Source organism: Dehalococcoidia bacterium (assembly GCA_041649635.1).
Lineage (GTDB): Bacteria > Chloroflexota > Dehalococcoidia > E44-bin15 > E44-bin15 > JAYEHL01.
The window spans coordinates 306,828-324,308 of record JBAZMV010000001.1 but is presented as its reverse complement, the minus strand read 5'-3'; the positions used below and the strand labels follow the sequence as shown (position 1 = coordinate 324,308).

Here is a 17,481-nt window from a genome sequence, read left to right as displayed (position 1 = left end):
GGTTATAGCTGCAGGTAGTTGTGGGCGTAGATCATCTTGTTATTCAGTATCGCGACGGTCTTGGCCAGCTCGGCCTGTTTGGCATCGCTCATGTCGAGTATCGATGTGTCGAATTCATCGCCCGCGGCACAGGCGTCATACAGGGCTAAATATGCTTTCCCTGCAGGGGTCGAATCATCGCGGTTCTCCAGGATTCTGATCGTGTCCATCAGCTCTTTATCCAGCGGATCGAGTATGGCTGTATCCATGCCGGCACCCATGAGCATTACTAAGTAGACGCGGTTTAGCACCTTGCGCACGTCGGCGGGGGCGCCGTTGGAGACGTTGGAGAGCCCGCAGGTCATATGCAGCGGCGGCTCCATTATCGATTTAACCACCAGTGCTGTCTGTAGCACCTCGGGCGCGTGCTCCTGCGTGCCGTTCACCGTCATAGCCAGCGGGTCGACGTAGATATTTTGCATCGGCAGTCCGGCAGCCTCGGCCGCGGGCAGCAGGTCCTCGACCAGTATCTGAGCCCGCTCGTCGGCGCTGACGGGCAATCCGGTGGCGCGAAGCGTCAACGTAATGATGCCTACATCATACTTAGCGGCGAGGGGGAACAGCACGCTCATTCGCTTGGGGTCGGCGTTGGTGCTGTTGATGATAGGCTTGCGCTTACAAACTTTAAGCCCGGCCTCGATGGCCTCTGCGTTGGTCGTGTCCAGCGACAGCGGAACGTCAACGACCTCCTGAACGGCGTTGACAATCCAGTCCATTATCTCCGGCCCGGCCTTCTTCTGCGGGCCGATGTTAAGGTCGAGCATTTTAGCCCCGCAGTCAACCTGCTTAATGGCCAGTTTCCGGATGAAGTCCGCATCGCGATTATCGATGGCGGCCCTGACCTCTTTATTGATAATATGAATGCATTCGCCGATAGGTATGAACATAGCTTTATCCTTTAACTGAGATCAAATCGAGACTGGCTACCAGATCTTCAACGCCCAGACGCAAAGGTGAATCGGCGGGCAGTTCGATCAATGGCTTGCCGTTTATCTCCAGGTCGAGCACGTTAGCGTCTTCCCGTATAGCCCCGATAATATCGAGCCCCGCTGTGTCGATCGCCTGCTTGATTTGTGCCGGTATCCCGTCTCGAACTTTGTTGACTATCAATCCGATCCTGCTGACACGGCTGCGTATCTCGCCGATCAGGTCTTTCGTATGCGCCGCGGCTGTAATCCCCCTTATCGAAGGGTCTGACACTATCAGCAGGATGTCCACGTTGCGTGTAGTCTGGCGGCTGATATGCTCCATGCCGGCCTCGTTATCGATTACAACGTAGTCGTAATTGCCCGCCAGCCGGTCGATGCTGTTTCGCAGCCAGTTGTTGGCGGCGCAGTAACACCCGGGCCCCTCCGGGCGCCCCATGGCCAGCAGGTCGATTTTACCGGACTCGACCAGCGCCTCCCTGACTTTGAATTCCAGATAGTCCGGCTTCGGTATGCCGCTGCGTCCGATAGTCTTGCTGTCGAGCATTCCTTCCCGTATGCTGCCGATGGTCTCTTCTAAAGGCAGCCCCAGAGCCATGTGCAGATTGGAGCTCGGGTCGCCGTCGATGGCGAGAACAGTGCCTTTCTCTGACAGCAGATCGATAAGCAGGGCGGCTATGGATGTCTTGCCGACGCCGCCCTTGCCCGCTATGGCTATGGTCGTCGTCATTTTCTTATTTCCAGTTGCGCTTGAGGTATCCGCCGATATCAGCGGCGTCGCGCGGCCCCACCATTATCGTCCAGCCGGGAAGCTCATCCTCGAGCTCGCCTTTGATGATGGCCACGCCGCCCGGAATAATGAGATTCTTATGTTTGATCTTATCGCCCATTCCCGAAGCCTTAAACGCGCGTCCGATCCGTGCGGCATCGAACTTGCCCGCGGCCCAGGCGGTGAGCACGGAGAGCCCCTCCGTATCGCATACCAGGAGCCATGCCGGGAAGCCGGCGGCCTCGAACTCACCGGCGATGGAGAAGTAGGTCAGGGAGAAGTTCGTGGTGACCCCGAGAGGGCTTTGTGCATCGGGGGTTCCCACCTGGTAGATGCCCGGGGTCATCTGTATCGGCTTCTGCGGGTCGGTGTATATGTTCAGGCGCAGCGTGATCAGTGAATAGATTTCAGCAGGATCGAAACGGTCAAGCACCACGATGGATGCATATTTCGCGATTTGTTGTGCCGCGAGCGTAGCGTCTTCGCCGGGGAAGGCTATGGTGGGGAAGCCCAGTGGTTCGAAGCCGGCCTTGATTGCGGTCCTCCTGATCTGAGTCAAAGCCGTGAGCGATGCGCCGAAGTCACGCGCTCCTGGGTCCAGCACAATATCCTGAACGTCCGCATCTATCATCTGCTGCGAAAGCTCCGCGAGAGTGTCGAGCCCGCCCGGTTCGTATATGGCCAGCGGGCAACTGTATTTCTTAGCCAATTCTGACATCTCTTTGTAGTTGTCCCTGGTCGCGGCGTATATCAGCGGCTTCGCAGCGGCGGTTATCTCCAGCACTTTGTCTAACGACGAAACATTATTTGACATAAGAATTAAGGGCAGGTTCGATTTGGTCGTTGTCGCTTCAACACATTTTACAAACGCGTCCGCATCACCCGAAGCGTTATCGACAGCGATTCCATCGAGCTTGAAAACCTTGCCCACGCGCTCGACGCTGTAGCTTGAAATATCGTCAGCCAGCTTCGCGACATTATCGATGGTCTCGGTGTCTTTTATCCGCATGAAAAGACCTGTCTTGTGGAAGAAGGTCTTCTCGTGGCGGAACATCACGGTCTCGTTGCCGACCTCCACCTTGCTATCGCCTGTGCCGATCGTTACCAGCCGTATCGGCGGCCTTGACGCGGTCTCAAGCTGCTTCTTGCTCTCCTCTGAAACGTGGGGGCAGAGCGAGAGCTCGACGGACTTGCCAGCCAGCTTCATGGCGAAGGCCATACATGTGGGGAAGCCGCAGTCCTTGCAGTTGGTTTTGGGCAGGTACTTGTATATTTGAACGCCTGTGAGTGCCATTTATCTCTCCTCCTGTCGGGAGCCCATCAGTTTGTCGATTGTCTTCTTTATAGCTTCGACAGTGCCTGGATGCCGCAGCGTGATGATATCAGCCCCGGCATGCAGCATCGCCATCGCTGTTATTTTCTCCCAAATAATCGCGCGCCGCTCGTTATCGCCCCAGCCCTCGGGGACGTTCTCCGTGGCCTTCGCTTCCTTTTGCCGCCACGATTCAGCTCCCACATTGCAGGTCATGGGCATGGCGGCCATCTTGTCCCCTCCCAGCGCGGCCAGTTTGAGGCGCTCCATGACCGAATAGGAATATTCCAGCCCGTAGCCCAGCGCTCCGACATCGGGGTCCATCAGTATCGCGTCGAGAGGCAGGCCCACCTCGTGCAGCAGGATATTGAGCTGTTTTGCCAGATTGATATCGAGCGGCGTATGACCGATGGCCACATGCCCGTCGGCGATGCAGCTCGCCGCTATGGTGCGGTAATTCTTCTCCTCGCAGTTGCCCAGCGCCACACGCTGTCCGCGGGCGGTTTCAGACGCGGCTCGCAGCACCTCTGCGTCCTTTTCCGTTACCCCGGGGCCAAGAATGATTATGGGAACATCGACGGCGGAGAGTACCGCGTCTACGCTCTTCTTTGCTTGCTCGATTCCGGTGTCGGCTACTTCCGGATGAGCGCTGCGCAGTCGCAACGTTACAATGTCGGCGCCGAATTCCACGACCTTTTTGGCCCATTTCGCCGTGTCCGATACGGCGTCGCCCCACGCAGCTAACAGATTATAGGCCCAGTCGTCCGGTTTACAATCGAGGATCTCGATGGCGACCGCGGGCTTGTTCGGCATTACGCCTTCGAACAGCAGGAACGGCAGCGTGCTCTCTCCGCCTACGGTTACTGACTTGCGCCCGCCCTGGCCGCCCAGCGTGACCTGGTGCACCTTGCCGGTCCATTTCTCGATTGGTACCTGTACTGCCGACATGTATCTTCTCCTTTACGGTTCGAGAGTTACGGATGCATTAATTATGGAACTGATAGATGAAGGTTATCAACCCCCTGTATCCCCCATTCTTGGGGGACTCTAAAAAATAGGGGACACCCCTAAAACCCCGGCAGGAGAAAAATCTCCTGCACCTCTTCTTACTATTGCCAGATGTGGCGATATAGTCATCTTTTTAAATCAGCGGCTCCATGGTCAGCGCGGGATGCCCCTTTTTCTCCAGAAATGGCAGAAGCTCCTCCAGAGTGGTTGCGCTGTCGCCGTCCGCGACCTTATCCATCAGGTCGGGCGCGCCCAGCCGTTCGCAGGCTTCCTTGAGCTCGTCGGCGAACTCTTCTTTGATGTTCTTCGACAACCAGACTACGCGCTTTAACCCGCCCTCGAACGGTATGTATTTGGGACTGGCGAGCCAGCGCTTGCTGTGTCCCATCATCCCCGGCGTCTGCTGACCACCTCCGACGGTTCCCATCATCGAGGTGAAGGTCATCCCGGCGGGCGTCATGCTCGGGTCGTCGCGCGAGACTACTACAAATCCGTTAGCCTCAGGGATGAGCATGGTGACCGCCTCGCAGCAGCCGCAGGTGGTCATCGGCGCGTCCATTATGGAATAGAAGGTGAAGCGGTCGAAGCTGCGGTTGGAGCGCTCGAAAACGAAATTGTTGACCCCTTCCCATTCGCCCTTCTCCGCGTCGACAATTGTTCCCTTAGGCACGGGCTGGTTGGGGCCGGTGGGATTTATCTCGAAAGCGGCGCGACAATCGAGCCATGAGTATGCGCCGCAGAGCCCGGTGCGCTCAGGCGGGATTATGCAGACGTGGTTAGGGGCGAACGACTGGCACAGCGTACAGCTGTAATACGTATCGACGGCCTCGTCGGTTATGCCGGCCATGCGCTCGTCGCGCTCGCGGTAGACCTCGCGCGCTTGTACTGTGAACTTTTCCACTTGAGCTTTCTCGGTATATATCGTTACCTGAACCTTATCGACGATAGCGCCGAAATCGTTGTGCAGGCTGGCGTGTATGATATCGCCAAGGTGCTTTAAACGGAAACCGGCAGAGGCCGCTTTCTTGCTGATGCGTATCCAGACGATGTCCCTCTGCCCGATGTGCTGCACGCCCTCGGCGCAGTTAACGAAATTGTGTATCTGCCGCTCCAGCACCGGCTCGAAATCTTTCTCCATTTTGCTGCCGGCTACTTCCACGATAACGGCAATCGGATTGGCCGAGCCCTCTTCCAGTTCGGTTACCTCGGGGCCGACGACGGTTACCTTGCCGTCCTCGATGTCGTCCATAGCCCTCATCCGCAGCCACTCCAGGCCGGCCGCGTTCTTGCCGCCCCATTCCGCCTGCATATCGTTGCGGCGCACTATCTCGCCCTCGAACGCCGGACCGAAGGACACAGGGATGGGCACCTCGGCGATCTTTAGTTTAATACCGCGCGCCTCGATGCAGCGCTGCACCAGCTTGCGCGCTCGCTCCATGTCATCCGCGCCGGGGATATCGTCGAAAGGCATGCTGATAATTACGTCCTCTACGCCCTCGAGATCGGGTATATCGGTATCGCAGATTATGGGGAAGCCGAAGTTAAGCGCTCCGGCACCCGTCGCCACCTTGATATCGTCCAGCGGGCCCAGACACAGAACGTAAGCCAGACAGCGGTTCTTATTATATTCGATAATGTCCTTGGCGTTGCCCGCCGGTATGTTGCCGAAGCTCATGGCGGCCCTGGCGGCGTAGCCCGCGGCGTATATGGCGGACTCGGTGTCGCTGCCGAGGGGCGCGGTGTAGGTGTTGTATCCCAGCTCGACGCCTTCCTCCAGTAACTGGTCGACAATCGATTTTCCGTCGGACATTGATGACAGGAAAATAAGCTGGCCGCGCGACTGCAGTTCGCGCACTATCTTGACCGCCACCTCGTTGTTCTTAGCGGCGCCGACGATGACGGCGAACCCCGGCATCGATCCGTCCACCATGGCTACGCCCCAGGCGCGCGTCTGCACGTCGCTTATAGGCCCATTATATTTGTATCCGTCCCTTTCCTCCGGCTGCTTACCCTCAACGAACTCGACGCCTTTGATCATCTCCTCGGCAAATAGTGTCGCCACGCCTGCATTGAGGGCATTGCCGATATCGGGCTGCACCGTTTCGCCGTCGGGTACCGGGGTCAGCATGCCTTTGGCCGCATCGAGTATCGCGGGCATGTCGCCGAGCTTCGCTATCTTCTTGCCAGTTATGGCGTATATGAGAGGTAGGCCGTATGTTGTACCCGCTCCATCGCGGTCCACGAAGGCCACAGGCGCGTCCGGACCGTGTTTCTCAATTGCGCTTTTAAGCATTGCGTCAGCTTTATTTACGACTTTGTGGGCGCCGCTTATCGCTAGAGTTGCTACAAGTTTAGACATATTATCTCCTCTAGTTTGTATTTACGCATCGATATCGGCTGGAGTCTGGATCATGATAGTTTACCGGGGCAGTTATCAGCGGATGTAGTGAACGACGCGAATAAATTTGATGTTATAGGTCTATTCTATCATCGAAATGGATTCAGAGCAACTTTCGAATTGAAAAAGGAGCTTCCTGACGACAAGCTATACTTCGATCGCTATGCCGATAGGGCAGTGGTCGGACCCTGTAACGTCGGGCAGGATGTATGCACGCTTCACTTTGCCGATAAACCCGGAGTTCACGAAGAAGTAGTCGATCCTCCAGCCAACGTTGCGCTCCCGTGTGCCGCTTTTCAAGTCCCACCAAGTGTAGCGTCCCGGGGAACCGTCGAACTGCCTGAACGTGTCCAAGTATCCATTGTCGATAAATTTATCGAGCCATGCACGCTCGACGGGCAGGAAACCCGATACCTTTTCGTTCTCCCTGGGGCGTGCCAGGTCGATCTCCTTGTGCGCGGTATTCACATCGCCGCATATGATGACGTTCCTGCCCATATTTACCATGTCATTGACATAATCCAGAAACGCGTCGTAGAAATCAAGCTTGTACTGCAATCGCTCAGGAGAAATCTTGCCGTTGGGGAAGTAGATATTGAATAGTAGAAAACTATCGTAATCGGCAATCAATACACGGCCCTCACCGTCGAAACGCGGGATGCCGAAACCCGTCGCAATCGATGCCGGCTTTGTCTTTGTGTATATCGCGACGCCGCTGTAGCCTTTCTTCTCGGCTGAGCAGAAGAAGGCATGATAGCCTTCAATCATCTTCAGATCTAAAGGCATCTGGTCCTCCGCAGCCTTGGTCTCCTGCACGCACAGTATGTCCGGGCTTGCATCCGTAAGCCAGTCGACGAAGCCCTTCTTATATACGGCGCGGATGCCGTTCACGTTCCATGACAGGATAGTGAGTTCAGCCATTTCTTTTAACTGCTCCCGCTTTCGATGTAATTACAGTCGTAGCACTTTTTGTTGTGAACGCAGATGACGCCGCCGCATTTCGGACATTTGTATTTCTCGGCCTGCCAGCGCAGGAACTTGTCCATGCCTTTGTCCCTTATAAATTCTAGGTTCTCGATCATGCTCATGCCGTATTTCGTGCGATAGCGTTTATCTAATTGTTTCAATCTGGCGCAGCGCTTTTCGCATTCAAAACAGAATTTTGACTTGCTCTTTGCCAGCGTCTCGCAGTTTATAATCTTGCATCGAACGCAAGAGATAGGCTTATCCGTATCGTTGCCGCGGCAGCCGGGGCATCTGTTTTTCTCTCTCAAATAAGCCATGCAAACGCCGCAGTTCATGCCGCATGGTGCGATCAGTTTTTCGTTAAGTGCTCGTTTCATGTTAGTGCCGAGAATATAATAACTGATTTATTGATGTATGAATACTTGACTAATGCTTGGGGCGAGGAATAATCTATCAGCGTAGACATAAACCTTTTGGAGGTGTGATATGCAGAAAAAGATAGCAGCTATCGTAAAGTGCAAGGTGTGCAGGTATGAGATCAGGACGGACTGGAAGTTCTGCCCGATGTGCGGCGATAAGATTGTATGCCATAAAACAACGGGCGTGAGTTCCGCAAGTGCGAAGAGCGCAAAGAAGCCCGTAAAGAAGACTGCGAAGAAAACCGTAAAGAAATAGAGAATGATCATCTAGTTCTCATCCTCTACGGAGATGCCCTGTCTGTAGGTACCTGTGTGCTAGGGAATAGCTGCTCGCAGGACGTCTGTCCCATATGCAAGGCTAAAAAAGAACAGTTCGAGCGGTTTATTTAACAAGCTAAGATTGTAGATTGGTGGGAAGGCAGATAGCTACCAAGCAAAGGAATAGTCGAATGGGAAATGAAGCAAATGATGATAACGGTGCTTTCGGAATGGAAGGACCTACTGATGAACATCTGAAAGCCATTGGCAAAGTGGTCGTTGTTAGCGCTGCGCTTGAAGAGCAAATGGTAATGTACATGAGTCTATTATTTGGAGATGCACCCGAGTTGGTGAGCACGTTTGCGCATGCGCTGACATTTTCAGACCTTTCCATTGCCTTGCATGGGATTTGCGCGTACAGACTACGTAGTGCTGATAAATTACGTGAGATCTGTGATATGTCACTAGGTAGTACAAACAAGTTAAAACCTGAAGCGTTGAGTAATGATGAAAGCATACGAGAATTGGATGATTTGTTTGACAGGATAGATAAAGCCAGTAAAAAACGTAATCGGATAGTCCACTCCACTTGGTCTATGCAGGATCGAACCGATGACCGAGCACATCGCCTTAGTTGGACAAGGAATGCGAAATGGAGAAAAATTGGATGGGCAGACAGTGACCCTGAACTTGTCAGCGTGGCTGATCTGGAAGAGGATGCTAAGTTTATCAAAAAGGTTAGCGATGATCTTGGAAAATTTATATTTGAAAAATTGGCTGATGTAATAACAAGATATACTGGAGGGCTAGCAGACGAAGAAGGTAATTAGCCCATAGGCATTTGGAAGATTCATAACAAAAGAGCCTCTGGTTTACATAAAGCCAGAGGCTCTTTTATTTCTGGTGGAGGTGGGGGAGGGTCGAATAATTCTCTACTCGACAAAAACCTTTACCTTTTCCCCTTTGCTGCTAACTATATCTACTTCAAGCTCGCTTAAAGACTCGATAAGCTCCTCAATGTCTTCCGGCTTCATATTACGCGTGTTGAAATCGATGCCTTTGTCCTTCAACGCCCCGTCTACTTTTTCCCTGGCCTCGGTGGGAATCAGTGAGGTCAGCTTGATGCCGGCGCGCAGCAGCGACATGGGCACGCGCACGTTGACGCGATCGACATCCTGGCTTTTCTCGTGTTCGGGATCGGGTAATATAGTGACCCGCAGATATTTAGGCTTGTCCTTAACCGCCGTTCCCGATTTCGGCGTGCTTTCCCGTCCGCCCTCCGCGGAATCGATAGTATTAAGCAGGCGATAGGCATCGTCAACGCTTATCTTGTTCTCGGCCAGCATCTCCAGTATCTTCTTTCTATTCTCAGACATGGAAGTATCCTCCTCATTGATATTTATTATTGTATCGAGATATACACGGTTTCGCGGCGGCTTTGGATATCGACCTTAAGGCCGCGTATTGAGCACAATACGTTGTAGGCGGCTCTCAGGACGGCCAGCGCCCATCTTCCCCAGCCGCTGGGCCAAAGAACAATGACGGCGATCAGTATTAATGGCGAGAGGATGATCAGGACTACCAGCGCCAGCGGCAGCAGCAGAAAGAGCGGCAACCACAGCCTGAAACCCCCTCGTTCTCCCTGAATTTTAATGCGTATCCAGACGGGTGGTCGATTCATTTCGATAACCTCCTTATGGCCTCGTCGGCCGATATCTTCCCGTTCTCGAGCTCGCCGATCACTTCTTCGACGGGCAGGACATCCACGGTTTCGACAAGCTCGAGCTGCTGGGCGATGCGGTTGATCCGGTTCTTCACGGTGGGGTAGCTTATGCCGAACATCTCCTCCATCTCCTTGATGGAGCCGTGACAGCGGACGAAGGTTATAACAAAGACCTGGTCCTCCGCCGGCAGGTTGGCCAGAGGCGGGAGCGTAAAGCTGCCCTCGATAGCTATGTCGCTGTCAATCAAGCGAACACGTTCGACCGTTACCGGTTTGCCCTGGGTCATCTTTGTCAGCTTCTGCCATTCTTGAGCCATTTTTCACCGCCATTAATATTTTTGAGTTGATAATTAATATTCTTAATATATAATACCATAAAAATCAATAATGTCAATACTGCATTGCCTTTTTCTTTGATTAGAGCGGTTTATTTCGACGGGCGAGTCTTTTTATATGGGGATAACAAAAGAGCCCCTGATTTTATAAAAACAGAGGCTCGAATTGTCTGGTGGAGACGGGGGAGGGTCGAACTCCCCGTCCAGAGAAGTCCAACTCCGGATGTACTACAAGCTTAGCCGGCGATTGTTTTCTCGCCTGAACATGCACTGTCGGCCGCGCATGCCCAAACCAGCCGAGTTTTTACTTTGGCGGACGCTATCGGCGTTGCGCTCGCCGCATCCCGGCTAATCGTCACCAGCCCTCGTTCGCCGGGTGAAAGTCGGGTGGTGTGTCAGCGCTTAGCTAGCGTAGACGAATTCTTTGTCAGTTACTTTTTTGCCACCAGTTTTACGAGTTAATGGCGGCTCGGCCTGCAATCCTGGAGCACTCCAACTCTGTCGAAACCACTCGTCCCCGATATTAGAGAATGCAGATTGTGCAAATCAACCCCCTTTTATCCCCCAATCTTGGGGGAAATGTAAAAGAATTAGGGGACACCCCTAAAACCCCGGCAGGAAGTATCCTGCACCTCTCGGCACTTCTATATTGGAATAGCATTCGGTACAGCGATGGAAGCCCACCGGTTCAATAGACGATAGCTATCGCTTATTGGTTTTTATGGCGCGTTCCATGTCGCGGTCCGCCTGGCGTTGGCTCATGGTCTCACGCTTGTCGTAGACCTTCTTGCCCCTGGCCAGGCCGATCTCCACCTTTGCGATTCCTTTTTTGTTAAGGTACAGCTTTAGCGGGACTAACGTAAATCCCTTCTGCGTGGCCTTTCCAGCCAATTCATTTATCTGGTTGTGATGGAGCAGCAGCTTCCTGGTGCGAGTGGGCTCGTGGTTGTACCTGCTGCCCGGGTCGTATGTAGAGATATGGACATTGTACAGCCACATCTCGCCGCCGTCCGGCCGGGCGTACCCTTCTTTTAAATTGACCCGCCCCGCCCTTATCGATTTGATCTCGGTGCCGGTCAGGATAATGCCAGCCTCGAAGCTTTCAAGGATAATGTAATCGTGGTAAGCTTTGCGGTTATTGGCTATCAGCTTCATAATATATTTTAACACTCAATGCAAATGGCGACAAATGTACCAGGCCGATGGATAAATAGAGCAAACTAGATGCGGTATCATTGAATCAATGATTTCATATACTCGATCGCATAATCGAGCTGGTTGTCGATGTCGTTGTCCCAGTCTTCCTCGCTGAATTCCACAATGTAGTCCGGAGTGATGCCGACGCCCTCTATTAGATTTTTATCGGGCGTCAGCCAGCGTGACACGGTTATATACAGCGCGGAGCCGTCGCTGAGCTCTATAGGCCAGTTAACGCTGCCTTTGCCGTAGGTCTGTGTGCCTATGATGGCGGCGCGATCATGATCCTGCATCGCGCCAGCGAGCACCTCGCTGCCGCTGGCGCTGCCTCCATCGACGAGGACGGTGAGAGGCATGTTGACGGCGAGTCCGCCGGGCTCTGCCGCGTACTCTTCGAATATCTCCAGATCGTCATTAGCTACGTATAAGATAATACCACTGTCGAGAAATTCATCGGCGATATCAGCGACAACATCAAGAAAACCGCCGGGATTGCCTCTCATGTCCAGGATAAGCCCTTTATTACCGTCGCCCATAGCGTCGTTTAAGGCTGTCTGAAATTCGTATGTAGTTTCGCTGGTAAACTGCGATATCCATATGTATCCGATATTATCGGGCAAGGATTCATAATCTACACTGGGCTGCGTAATAGTATCGCGCACAATATGTATCTCTACGGGGTCGCTCTCACCCTCGTGTCGGATGAGGAGTATCACGGTGGTTCCTTTGGGTCCTCTTATCTTCATTACCGCTTCGGTAACTGTGATGTCATCGGCGGGCTCTCCGTCGATCTCCAGTATCACATCGCCCGCTCTGATCCCCGCCGCTTCCGCCGGGCTGCCCTTGATAGGGGAGACTATGATTATCCAGCCGTCCTCCCTGGAAACGTAAGCCCCGATGCCCTCGAATGAACCTTCGAGGTAATCATAGAATTCTTCATAATCGTAGTAGTATGTGGTGTATGGATCACCAAGTGCGTTGAGCATGCCGTATATGGCGCCCTGAGCAAGTGTCCCGGCATCGAGAGCGCTTTGATTTACATAATTCTGCTTTAATTGTGTCCAGATTTCGACCAGCGAGTCGAACTCGTCGGGCAGTTGACCGCTAGGATTTATTACCAGCGAAGAATAAGCGAAACCGGCGACAAATGATAGTGCGATTAGAACTGCCAGCGTTAGAGTCGGTATCGTTCGGTTTAGTTTCATGCTATTTCCTGTTTGCTGTTGATGCTGTACAATTATAAACTCAGAGTCATATAACGGCAAGGACATGATGTGTCCTTAAGGGAATGCCTGTTAAACGCAGGGCGTCATTTGTTGTATTTGTTGTATAATGCATAAAGAGTAACGCAAAGAGCTTATATGAAGACCTATCGGATTTAAAGTAGGCTGAAAAAAAGGGGAGGCACATCATGGGCGCACCAGAGATTAAAAAGACATGTCCGATAGCACCGGTAAGGGAAGACGGGACTCCCGGGTTGTGCAGGGAGGATAGGTGTGCGTGGTGGACCCAAGGCGAGTGTGCCATAGTTAAGATCGCCAAGTCTGTGAGCGGCCAGAAGTAGTTAATATCCGGGGCGACGGTGTAGTTTAGCGGGCTCAAATCGGGCCTGGATGACTCCGTCTATATATGGAAACCCGTTAAAACCAGCAAGTAGCCTCTTTTTCCCACGGTTAGTGTCCAGATTCTACGTTGCAGCACGAACAGTTTCATGTGTAAATAAAACCCATATATTATGTCAACGCAACCCCGTCCAGTAGTGCTTTATTCGACATAACCACTATTGTGCGAACCACTTTCCGCTAGTATGGAAGCGATTTTTTCCAGAAGCGCTTTGAGCCCCCATCTTTTTGCCGCGGAGATCAGCACGGCATCTTTTCCGGCGGCGGGATTTTGCGAAATGAAATCCCCCATTTCATTTTCTCCGGGCACCATCAGGTCGAGCTTATTGAGGACCTCTATCCTGGGTTTATCGGCCAGCTCCAGTTCCCGCAGTATCTGCTCAACCGTCGCGCTTTGCTCGGCCGCGTTGCGGTGCGTGATGTCGATAACATGAAGCAATAAGTCGGCTTCGTCTAATTCCTCCAAAGTGGCCCTGAATGCGGCCACAAGCGTCGTGGGCAGCTTCTGGATGAATCCCACGGTGTCGGTCAGAAGTATCTCCTGACGGTTAGGCAGCGCGATTCTCCTCGTCGTGGGGTCGAGCGTGGCGAATAGTTTATTCTCGACGAATACTCCGGCATTGCTTAAGGCGTTCATCAAAGTGCTTTTGCCCGAGTTGGTGTAACCGACCATTGAGACTACCGGGATGGAGCTGGTCGTGCGCTGTCGGCGGTAAAGGGCGCGGTGTTTTCTTACGCCCTCGATCTCGTCCTTGAGGCGCAGTATCTTGCGTTTTATTATTCTGCGGTCCGTCTCCAACTGCGACTCGCCGGGGCCCCTGGTGCCGATGCCGCCGCCGAGGCGTTCCAGGTGGCTCCATTGCCCTACCAGCCTCGGCAACAGGTATTCGAGCTGCGCCAGCTCCACCTGCAGGCGTCCCTCGCGGGTTTGGGCGCGTTTGGCGAAGATATCGAGGATCAGGGCCGTGCGGTCGATTACTTTTACCACGAGGACATCCTCGAGGTTGCGCTGCTGCACAGGTGACAGCTCATCGTCAAAGATGACTACATTGTAGCCGACCTCATCACGCAACGCGGCAATCTCCTCCACCTTGCCCTGTCCTATGTAGTACGAGTGGTTCGGTCTTTGCAGACGCTGTATAATGGCGCCCTCTACCTGTGCTCCCGCCGTCCGCGCCAGCTGAGCCAGCTCTTCTATTGAGTCCTCCGTCGACCAAGCGCTTGCGCCGCCCTTCACCTCCATGCCCACGAGGAAGGCCTTCTCATGCGACGGCCATGTCGGGTGGAGTTGCCGTTTGCTGTTCGGGGGGTCTGTGTCGTATATGCGCGATTTTTTAGCTATCTTCTTACCTTATGTTAAGTATTTTATTCTTTTCTTCGTTAACTCTTTATCATGACTGTCTTTTGTGACTTTGGTTTTTAAGTATATATTTCAAAATGAAGTTCAACCCCCTAACCCCCAATCTTGGGGGAACGGTGGGTCGGGGAACACCCCCGATTTCCCCCGGTCCTTCCAGTACTGGAAGGACACCTCTTTTGTATTCAGTACTTAAGTCGATTCTATCTTAGTATAACACCAAGGGTTAGAGCTTAAAAACGGGGCACTGCTCAACGCAGGCTTGATGTAATAAGGCGGCGTATCGGCTCAAGCGGCTGGTTTCTGATATCGAACCAGTGTATATTCGCATCTTTGGGACGGAACCAGGCGTACTGGCTTCGCGCGAAGCGGTGCGTCTCGTACTTTATCCGCTGTATCGCCTCGTTGATGGTGGTTTCACCCTTTAGATAGGCAACGATTTGCTTGTAGCCCAGGCCGGACATCGCTGGCAGCTCGGGCGAGTAGCCGCTGTCGAGCAAACCTCTGATCTCATCGACGAGCCCGCGTTGAATCATTTCATCGACCCTGGCGTCGATCCTTCTATACAGGTCTTCCCTTGCCGTGGTTAATCCTATCATCAGAGTCGATAACTTGGGAGATGATCGCTGGAGTTGCGAGAAAGGGACGCCGGCGGTGAGGCAAACCTCCAGGGCGCGTATCACGCGGCGGACGTTGCGCGGGTCGATCTTCCCAGCTGCGTCAGGATCGACTTTTATGAGTTCGTTGTATAGGGACTGATAACCGTCGTGCTCCGCCCTATCCTCGAGTCTGCGCCTTAGTTCAGGGTCGGGTGCGACCCTGGGGATGACGAGACCGCCGGTGACGGCTCTCACGTACAGGCCGCTGCCCCCCACCAGGAGTGGCAGCTTGCCCCGCCGCTGGATATCGCCTATCGCTTGAAAAGCCAGCTCCTGATAGGTTGCGAGGGTGAAATCTTCGTCTGGATTAATTATGTCAATAAGATGGTGGGGGACTTTCGCTCTGTCGTCAGCGCCCGGCTTGGCGGTGCCGATGTCCATGTACCTGTAGACCTGGCGGCTGTCCGCGCTCACTATCTCGCCGCCGAGCGCAGTTGCCAGCTCGACAGCAAGGGCGCTCTTGCCCGTCGCCGTAGGCCCTACTATTGCTGCGATGCGGTTCATTTGCGGATCGCTGCCGCCTGCTCCACCATGCTGATGAATTCCGCAGCTTTCAGGCTTGCGCCGCCTACCAGGCCGCCGTCGATATCGGGCTGGCTGATAAACTCTACGATGTTAGCCGCGGTTACGCTGCCTCCATAGAGGATGCGCATGTCCTGGGCTGCCCTGCCGTTGTATATCTCGGCTATGGTGCTTCTGATTATTTTAATGGTAGCGTTGGCGTCATTTCCCGTTGCCGCCATTCCTGTCCCTATGGCCCATATCGGCTCGTATGCGATCACTATCGACGGCGAGTAATTTACGTCGTCGAGCGCTCTCTTTACCTGGCCCGTGACCACATTCTCGGTCTCGCCCGCCTTGTTCTGGTCCAGGTTCTCGCCGACGCATATAATCGGCTTAAGCCCTGCATCCAGCGCCGCCTTGACCTTTTTATTTACCGTTTCATCCGTCTCGCCGAAGTACTGCCTTCGCTCGGAATGCCCTATTATTACATACTCGCAGATATCGACGAGCATCGACGGCGATATCTCTCCGGTGAATGCGCCCTTTTCCTTGAAATAGACGTTCTGAGCGCCGACCATGATGGACGAATCCATGAGTATCTCGGAAATGACGGCCAGCGAGATAAAAGGCGGGCATACGACCTTGTCTACGTTCTCGAACTTGTCGAGAGGCTCTTTCATCTCGTTCACGAGGTCGACGGCCTCCATCAGCGTCGTGTTCATCTTCCAGTTGCCTGCGATAAATAATCTTCTCATGTTACGCTCCGTATTTGTCTAGTTTCAGGGCGTTGGCCAAGGCCAGCGGCACGATATCTATTGCCGGGAAGACGCCCAGCGCTCCGTGTGCGCAGGCGCTCTCGGAGAATTCCTTGACATCGTCGCGGCGGCAATACTTCGAACACAGCAGGAATGGCACGGGGTGCCAGCTGTGGCCCTTGAGCAGCGCGGGGGTGGAATGATCGGCGGTGACGACTATAACGTCGGGTTTGAGTCCGGTTAATTTCGGCAGCTCGCGGTCGACTTCCTCGATGACTTTTACCTTCCGGGCGAAGTCGCCGTCCTCGCCTGAGCTGTCGGTGCCTTTGATATGGATGAAGAAGAAATCGTATTTTTTGTAGTGTTTGGCGACAGTGGCAAATTCGTCCTTAATCGAAATGCCGGCATTGAGTATGTCCATGCCAACCACTTTAGCCAGCCCGCGGTACATGGGGTATACGGCGATTGCCGCCGGTTTGAGCTTAAAAACCTCGGACATCGGCGGCACCTGCGGCGGATACTTGGCGAAACCGCGCAGCAGGACCATGTTCGTCGGATGCTCTTTGGCCAGTGCTTTGCGGGCGCTGTCGAGAAATTCGTTCACTATCGCCGCCGTTGCTTTAGCGGCAGGTCGCTTCGCTTTGGCAGGCAGAGGCGCCGCCCCCAACTTCTGCGGGTCGGTGTCCTCGATATCGTCGGCGAGGTTCTTACCGCGAAAAACGAGTACGAAGCGGTGCTCCTTGACCGGGCGTACGAAGGTCTGCGCTCCCTTCACTTTGATCTTGCTCAGCTTTGCGCACAGCTCCTCGCACACCTCCGTCGGGATGCGGCCGGCCCTGCGGTCGGTTATCTTTCCGGCCTTGTCGATGGTGCAGAAGTTGCCCCTGATGGCCAGGTCGCCGTCTTTCAGGTCGAAGCCGATACCCAGCGCCTCAAGCACGCCGCGCCCTATCTGATAATTCGGTTCCAGCGGGTTATAGCCGAATATGGCCAGGTGTCCCGGCGCGCTGCCCGGCGTTATGCCGGTGCTGACCGTTGTGCTCAATCCGCAGATGCCGTCTTTTGCCAGACGGTTAAGGTTCGGCCTGCGGGCGCTCTCAAGCTCCGTCTTTCCAGTATCGGGGTGCGGCAGGCCGCCCAGTCCGTCCATGACAAGGAATATGATCTTGGAAGGAGTGGATTCCGCTAAAAGCTTTATCTGTTCTAAGCTAATCATGACCGACCTCTTTCAGAC

At 53.8% G+C, this 17,481-nt stretch carries 18 protein-coding genes and 1 other RNA gene; 2 read left to right on the top strand and 17 right to left on the bottom strand.

Annotated features, from left to right (window positions below; translation table 11 throughout):
• Nucleotides 1-2: 2 nt before the first annotated feature.
• The 7 genes from WC562_01565 to WC562_01535 all read right to left on the bottom strand — a co-directional run bounded on the left by WC562_01565 (nt 3) and on the right by WC562_01535 (nt 7,795).
• The gene (locus WC562_01565; GenBank protein ID MFA5054847.1) at nt 3-926 is read right to left on the bottom strand and encodes a dihydropteroate synthase; all 924 of its coding nucleotides are present in this window, start codon (nt 924-926) and stop codon (nt 3-5) included.
• 4 nt (nt 927-930) lie between these two features.
• On the bottom strand, nt 931-1,695 hold the full coding sequence (locus WC562_01560; protein ID MFA5054846.1) for an AAA family ATPase: 765 nt from the start codon (nt 1,693-1,695) through the stop codon (nt 931-933).
• Nucleotides 1,696-1,699: 4 nt separating this feature from the next.
• Nucleotides 1,700-3,028 (bottom strand): acetyl-CoA decarbonylase/synthase complex subunit gamma, encoded by a 1,329-nt coding sequence (gene acsC, locus WC562_01555; protein ID MFA5054845.1) that lies wholly within the window; start codon nt 3,026-3,028, stop codon nt 1,700-1,702.
• A complete protein-coding gene (locus tag WC562_01550) occupies nt 3,029-3,994 on the bottom strand; it encodes an acetyl-CoA decarbonylase/synthase complex subunit delta (GenBank protein MFA5054844.1) in 966 nt (321 codons plus the stop codon). It abuts the gene before it with no gap.
• Nucleotides 3,995-4,187: 193 nt separating this feature from the next.
• Complete coding sequence (gene acsB, locus WC562_01545) at nt 4,188-6,413, bottom strand: acetyl-CoA decarbonylase/synthase complex subunit alpha/beta (GenBank protein ID MFA5054843.1); 2,226 nt, start codon at nt 6,411-6,413, stop codon at nt 4,188-4,190.
• A gap of 186 nt (nt 6,414-6,599) precedes the next feature.
• Entirely contained in the window at nt 6,600-7,373 is a 774-nt protein-coding gene (locus WC562_01540) for an exodeoxyribonuclease III (GenBank protein ID MFA5054842.1), read from the bottom strand.
• A 5-nt stretch (nt 7,374-7,378) separates the two neighbouring features.
• Nucleotides 7,379-7,795, bottom strand: a complete 417-nt coding sequence (locus tag WC562_01535) for a DUF3795 domain-containing protein (GenBank protein ID MFA5054841.1) — start codon at nt 7,793-7,795, stop codon at nt 7,379-7,381.
• A gap of 109 nt (nt 7,796-7,904) precedes the next feature.
• Between WC562_01535 and WC562_01530 the strand changes: the two genes are divergently transcribed.
• Together WC562_01530 and WC562_01525 are read left to right on the top strand one after the other, a co-directional pair.
• Nucleotides 7,905-8,093, top strand: a complete 189-nt coding sequence (locus tag WC562_01530; protein ID MFA5054840.1) for a zinc-ribbon domain-containing protein — start codon at nt 7,905-7,907, stop codon at nt 8,091-8,093.
• 193 nt (nt 8,094-8,286) lie between these two features.
• Nucleotides 8,287-8,925, top strand: coding sequence for a hypothetical protein (locus tag WC562_01525; protein ID MFA5054839.1), 639 nt, complete (start codon nt 8,287-8,289; stop codon nt 8,923-8,925).
• Between the two features lie 102 nt (nt 8,926-9,027).
• On the opposite strand, the gene WC562_01520 is transcribed toward WC562_01525, so the two are convergent.
• The 10 genes from WC562_01520 to WC562_01475 all read right to left on the bottom strand — a co-directional run bounded on the left by WC562_01520 (nt 9,028) and on the right by WC562_01475 (nt 17,463).
• Nucleotides 9,028-9,471 (bottom strand): hypothetical protein, encoded by a 444-nt coding sequence (locus WC562_01520; protein ID MFA5054838.1) that lies wholly within the window; start codon nt 9,469-9,471, stop codon nt 9,028-9,030.
• Nucleotides 9,472-9,497: 26 nt separating this feature from the next.
• Entirely contained in the window at nt 9,498-9,776 is a 279-nt protein-coding gene (locus WC562_01515; GenBank protein ID MFA5054837.1) for a hypothetical protein, read from the bottom strand.
• The gene (locus WC562_01510) at nt 9,773-10,135 is read right to left on the bottom strand and encodes a DUF2089 domain-containing protein (GenBank protein ID MFA5054836.1); all 363 of its coding nucleotides are present in this window, start codon (nt 10,133-10,135) and stop codon (nt 9,773-9,775) included. Before WC562_01510 ends, WC562_01515 begins: the two co-directional genes overlap by 4 nt.
• 189 nt (nt 10,136-10,324) lie before the next feature.
• Nucleotides 10,325-10,672: a transfer-messenger RNA gene (gene ssrA / locus WC562_01505) on the bottom strand.
• A 183-nt stretch (nt 10,673-10,855) separates the two neighbouring features.
• Nucleotides 10,856-11,308, bottom strand: a complete 453-nt coding sequence (gene smpB, locus WC562_01500; protein MFA5054835.1) for an SsrA-binding protein SmpB — start codon at nt 11,306-11,308, stop codon at nt 10,856-10,858.
• 77 nt (nt 11,309-11,385) lie between these two features.
• The gene (locus WC562_01495; GenBank protein ID MFA5054834.1) at nt 11,386-12,555 is read right to left on the bottom strand and encodes a S41 family peptidase; all 1,170 of its coding nucleotides are present in this window, start codon (nt 12,553-12,555) and stop codon (nt 11,386-11,388) included.
• Between the two features lie 559 nt (nt 12,556-13,114).
• The gene (hflX, locus tag WC562_01490; protein MFA5054833.1) at nt 13,115-14,221 is read right to left on the bottom strand and encodes a GTPase HflX; all 1,107 of its coding nucleotides are present in this window, start codon (nt 14,219-14,221) and stop codon (nt 13,115-13,117) included.
• 359 nt (nt 14,222-14,580) lie between these two features.
• On the bottom strand, nt 14,581-15,492 hold the full coding sequence (miaA, locus tag WC562_01485; GenBank protein ID MFA5054832.1) for a tRNA (adenosine(37)-N6)-dimethylallyltransferase MiaA: 912 nt from the start codon (nt 15,490-15,492) through the stop codon (nt 14,581-14,583).
• A complete protein-coding gene (tpiA, locus tag WC562_01480; GenBank protein ID MFA5054831.1) occupies nt 15,489-16,247 on the bottom strand; it encodes a triose-phosphate isomerase in 759 nt (252 codons plus the stop codon). Before tpiA ends, miaA begins: the two co-directional genes overlap by 4 nt.
• A gap of 1 nt (nt 16,248) precedes the next feature.
• The gene (locus WC562_01475; GenBank protein ID MFA5054830.1) at nt 16,249-17,463 is read right to left on the bottom strand and encodes a 2,3-bisphosphoglycerate-independent phosphoglycerate mutase; all 1,215 of its coding nucleotides are present in this window, start codon (nt 17,461-17,463) and stop codon (nt 16,249-16,251) included.
• Nucleotides 17,464-17,481 lie beyond the last annotated feature (18 nt).

Excerpts from the sequence above, each read along its gene's own strand:
- WC562_01565 (MFA5054847.1), bottom strand. The coding sequence starts at position 926 with ATGTTCATACCTATCGGCGAATGCATTCATATTATCAATAAAGAGGTC.
- WC562_01560 (MFA5054846.1), bottom strand. The coding sequence starts at position 1,695 with ATGACGACGACCATAGCCATAGCGGGCAAGGGCGGCGTCGGCAAGACA.
- acsC (MFA5054845.1), bottom strand. The coding sequence starts at position 3,028 with ATGGCACTCACAGGCGTTCAAATATACAAGTACCTGCCCAAAACCAAC.
- WC562_01550 (MFA5054844.1), bottom strand. The coding sequence starts at position 3,994 with ATGTCGGCAGTACAGGTACCAATCGAGAAATGGACCGGCAAGGTGCAC.
- acsB (MFA5054843.1), bottom strand. The coding sequence starts at position 6,413 with ATGTCTAAACTTGTAGCAACTCTAGCGATAAGCGGCGCCCACAAAGTC.
- WC562_01540 (MFA5054842.1), bottom strand. The coding sequence starts at position 7,373 with ATGGCTGAACTCACTATCCTGTCATGGAACGTGAACGGCATCCGCGCC.
- WC562_01535 (MFA5054841.1), bottom strand. The coding sequence starts at position 7,795 with ATGAAACGAGCACTTAACGAAAAACTGATCGCACCATGCGGCATGAAC.
- WC562_01530 (MFA5054840.1), top strand. The coding sequence starts at position 7,905 with ATGCAGAAAAAGATAGCAGCTATCGTAAAGTGCAAGGTGTGCAGGTAT.
- WC562_01525 (MFA5054839.1), top strand. The coding sequence starts at position 8,287 with ATGGGAAATGAAGCAAATGATGATAACGGTGCTTTCGGAATGGAAGGA.
- WC562_01520 (MFA5054838.1), bottom strand. The coding sequence starts at position 9,471 with ATGTCTGAGAATAGAAAGAAGATACTGGAGATGCTGGCCGAGAACAAG.
- WC562_01515 (MFA5054837.1), bottom strand. The coding sequence starts at position 9,776 with ATGAATCGACCACCCGTCTGGATACGCATTAAAATTCAGGGAGAACGA.
- WC562_01510 (MFA5054836.1), bottom strand. The coding sequence starts at position 10,135 with ATGGCTCAAGAATGGCAGAAGCTGACAAAGATGACCCAGGGCAAACCG.
- smpB (MFA5054835.1), bottom strand. The coding sequence starts at position 11,308 with ATGAAGCTGATAGCCAATAACCGCAAAGCTTACCACGATTACATTATC.
- WC562_01495 (MFA5054834.1), bottom strand. The coding sequence starts at position 12,555 with ATGAAACTAAACCGAACGATACCGACTCTAACGCTGGCAGTTCTAATC.
- miaA (MFA5054832.1), bottom strand. The coding sequence starts at position 15,492 with ATGAACCGCATCGCAGCAATAGTAGGGCCTACGGCGACGGGCAAGAGC.
- tpiA (MFA5054831.1), bottom strand. The coding sequence starts at position 16,247 with ATGAGAAGATTATTTATCGCAGGCAACTGGAAGATGAACACGACGCTG.
- WC562_01475 (MFA5054830.1), bottom strand. The coding sequence starts at position 17,463 with ATGATTAGCTTAGAACAGATAAAGCTTTTAGCGGAATCCACTCCTTCC.